The 3,532-nt window shown below is 38.1% G+C and carries 4 protein-coding genes; 3 read left to right on the forward strand and 1 reads right to left on the reverse strand.

Annotation, left to right across the window (positions count from 1 at the left end):
- Positions 1–188: NUDIX domain-containing protein (locus tag K1X82_15170; protein ID MBX7183451.1), on the reverse strand; the 188-nt coding region annotated here is incomplete at its 3' end.
- Positions 189–407: 219 nt separating this feature from the next.
- On the opposite strand from K1X82_15170, the gene K1X82_15175 reads away from it, so the two are divergent.
- The 3 genes from K1X82_15175 to K1X82_15185 form a co-directional block, all read left to right on the forward strand.
- Positions 408–1,424 carry a PAS domain-containing sensor histidine kinase gene (locus tag K1X82_15175; GenBank protein MBX7183452.1) on the forward strand — a complete coding sequence of 339 codons (1,017 nt, stop codon included), beginning with the start codon at positions 408–410 and terminating at the stop codon, positions 1,422–1,424.
- Positions 1,417–2,094 (forward strand): response regulator transcription factor, encoded by a 678-nt coding sequence (locus K1X82_15180; GenBank protein ID MBX7183453.1) that lies wholly within the window; start codon positions 1,417–1,419, stop codon positions 2,092–2,094. The genes K1X82_15175 and K1X82_15180 overlap by 8 nt, the downstream gene beginning before the upstream one ends.
- Before the next feature lie 97 nt (positions 2,095–2,191).
- Positions 2,192–3,532 (forward strand): KUP/HAK/KT family potassium transporter (locus tag K1X82_15185; protein MBX7183454.1); only part of this gene is annotated, 1,341 nt, incomplete at its 3' end.

The following is a 3,532-nucleotide window of genomic DNA, read 5'->3' on the forward strand; positions in this document are numbered from 1 at the left end:
TCTTCAAAAATTTCGCGTTTTAACCCCTCTTTCAAACCCTCACCAAACTCTAAACCTCCACCGGGAAATTTAGTAAATTCAAAACCCGCCATGTTTTCCTTGACCAATAATACCTTTTTGTTTTTAATACAAATACCATAAACCCGGATATTAAAACGATCAATTTCGCGTGCTGAAGAAGAATACATTTAGGTTAATTGCGACAAATTTATTCTGATTATGATGATTCATTGAATTAATTTATAAACCCCATGTATAATTAAAATCAATACGTAGCATTAAATTTCTTTATAATTTCTTTATACCAATCAAATTACCTTTGTCTGTTGCCATTTAACTAAACATTGAAACTCTTAAATACCCGTAAGTTTAAACCGGCTTATCAATATTTGATTACGATATCAACGATGGTTTTAGCTGGCGGGGCATGTTGGTTTGCATCATCTCTTTTCGGTTATAAAACCATCGCATTGTTGTTGTTAATGCTAGTTTCGGTATTGGCAATGTTGTTCGAAATTCTTCCGGTACTTACTGCCGCCATTCTTGGAGCCTTTATTTGGAATTTCTTTTTTATCCCTCCGGTATTCACGCTACATATTAGTAATACAGAAGATTTGCTGTTGTTTCTTTTGTATTTCCTAATTGCTTCGGTTAACGCGGTGCTTTCTTATTTAATAAAACAGGAAGAATATAAAGTGCGTGATAAAGCCGAAAAGGAAAGGGCAATCGTGCTTTATAACACGCTTTTAAATTCGCTATCACACGAATTGCGAACCCCCATTTCTACAATAATTGGTTCGGTAGATGCCTTAATTGAAAATAGAGAAAAATTAAGTATTGAAAATCAAACTGCCCTGCTGGAGCAAATTAGCATTGCAGGACAAAGGTTAAATAGGCAGGTCGAAAATCTGCTCAACATGAGTCGCTTGGAAACGGGCATGCTAAAACCGGTTAACGACTGGTTTGATATTAATGAAATTATGCAGTCGATTATCTCGAAACTCAATTACAGCAAAGATCACCATATCAGTTTTACCCCAAACGAACAGTTGCCTTTAATTAAAATCGACAGCGGTTTGGTTGAACAAATAGTTCAGAACTTGTTGCACAACGCCATTCTTTATACACCGTCAAGTAGTACCATAAAACTAACCGCATCTTACTATAATAAGCACTGTATAATTACCATAGAAGACAGCGGAAAAGGTATTTCAGAACAAGAATGGGAATTGGTTTTTGAGAAATTTTACCGATCGCAACATACCATACCGGGCGGCAGTGGCCTAGGATTATCTATTGTTAAAGGGTTTGTAGAAGCAATGAATGGCCGTGTTGAAATCGGTGTTTCCGGATTGGGAGGTGCTAAGTTTACGTTGTATATTCCTGTAGAGATTTCATTTCTAAATCAATTAAAAAATGAATAGAGCCGAAATTTTATTAATTGATGATGAGCCCCAAATTAGAAAATTGCTTGAAATATCACTTGAAAGCAATGGATATAAGGTTTGGCAGGCCGAAAACGGCAAAGAAGGGATTATTGTGGCTGCTAACCATCCACCAGATTTGATAATTCTCGACCTGGGGTTGCCTGATCAAAATGGACATGAAGTATTGAAATCACTCAGAGTTTGGTACAATAAAGCCATCCTTATTTTATCGGTAATAAATACCGAAAATGATATTGTAAAAGCCCTCGACAATGGTGCAACCGATTACCTAACAAAGCCTTTTCGGAACGCCGAATTACTTGCCAGAATAAGAGCTGCCATTAGAATAAATCAATCACCGAACCACGACAGTTTGCTGAATTGTGGCGATTTAGAAATAAACATAGTGGCGAGAACCGTTACAAAAAACGAGATCGGTATCAAACTAACGTCAACCGAATTTAATCTCTTGGTTCTGCTTGCCAAAAACCAGGGCAGGGTGCTTACCCATCAATATATTTTGAAGGAAATTTGGGGTGTTGGCTCACAAACCGAAACTCAATATTTACGTGTTTTTATAGGTACGCTTCGCAAAAAAATCGAAAACAATCCTAACCAACCCAACCATATAATTACTGAAAGTGGTGTAGGATATCGGTTTGTATAACAAACTTCGTCTTTATGATTTCTTTATATTTATAGGGCAAGCATTTACTTTTTACCCTTAAATCAGTCCTCAACTTTGCACCGAAAATTTCTGTGCAATGTTAAAAAAATCCTCAGATCTAAAAACCAAAGTTAGCATTGGTTCATTATTGGTGGCTCTCGGAATTATTTACGGTGATATCGGGACAAGTCCATTGTATGCCCTTCGCGCAATTATTGGCGACCGCCCCATTAATCCGCAACTGGTTTACGGTGGGGTTTCTTGTATATTCTGGACCCTCGTATTCCAAACCAGCATCAAATATATTTGGCTAACACTCAAAGCGGATAACGATGGTGAAGGCGGTGTTTTTTCATTATACGCTTTGGTGCGGCGGTACAGTAAAAAACTGGTAATCCCAACTATTCTTGGCGCAACCGCTCTTTTAGCCGATGGTATCATTACCCCTCCTATTTCGGTGGCCTCAGCTATCGAAGGTTTAGGTATGGTTAGTGGTTTAGAAAATACGGTTGTGGCCGGAAATAATTTCACAGTTGGAATTGTGATTGTTATTTTATCACTGCTATTCTTTTTTCAAAGATTTGGTACCCAAGTTATCGGTAAATCTTTTGGCCCAATAATGACCATTTGGTTTGCGATGCTGTTGATTGCCGGTGGTTTTGAAATTGCAAAATACCCACAGGTAATAAATGCCCTAAACCCCTATTACGCCTACGATTTGCTCTCGAATTACCCGCAGGGTTTCTGGCTTTTAGGTGCTGTATTTTTATGTACTACGGGAGCAGAAGCCTTGTATTCTGATTTAGGTCATTGCGGCATCAAAAACATTCGAATCACTTGGATTTACGTTAAAATCAGTTTAATAGCGTCATATCTAGGCCAAGCTGCCTGGCTTTTGCATCAAGGGAAACCCTTTTTAGAAGGTCGAAATCCTTTTTTTGAAATTCTCCCCTCCTGGTTTTTGGTACCGGGAATAATAATAGCCACCGCTGCAACCATTATTGCCTCTCAAGCCTTAATAAGCGGAAGTTATACCCTTATCAGTGAGGCCATGAACTTGAATTTCTGGCCCCGAATTGCTGTGCGTCAACCTTCTGAAAGTAAAGGTCAGATTTATATACCTAGTGTTAATTACCTGTTGTGGTTTGGTTGCATTCTGATGATTTTGTATTTCAGAGAATCGGGGCACATGGAGGCTGCCTATGGCTTTTCGATAACCATCGCCATGATTATGACCACCATTTTATTGTCGTACTTTTTGCTGTACCGACTTAAGTGGAATAAGGTAGTTGTATTTGGGTTGCTATTGCTTTTTGCAACCATCGAAACCTCATTTTTTATTGCTAATGTCGCTAAAATTAAGGAACGCTGGATGTTCCTGTTTTTTGAGCTCTTCATATTTATGACCATGTACATTTGGTATTATGCTCGAAAAATA

It is taken from the genome of Bacteroidia bacterium (assembly GCA_019695265.1).
In the GTDB taxonomy this organism is placed as follows: domain Bacteria; phylum Bacteroidota; class Bacteroidia; order JAIBAJ01; family JAIBAJ01; genus JAIBAJ01.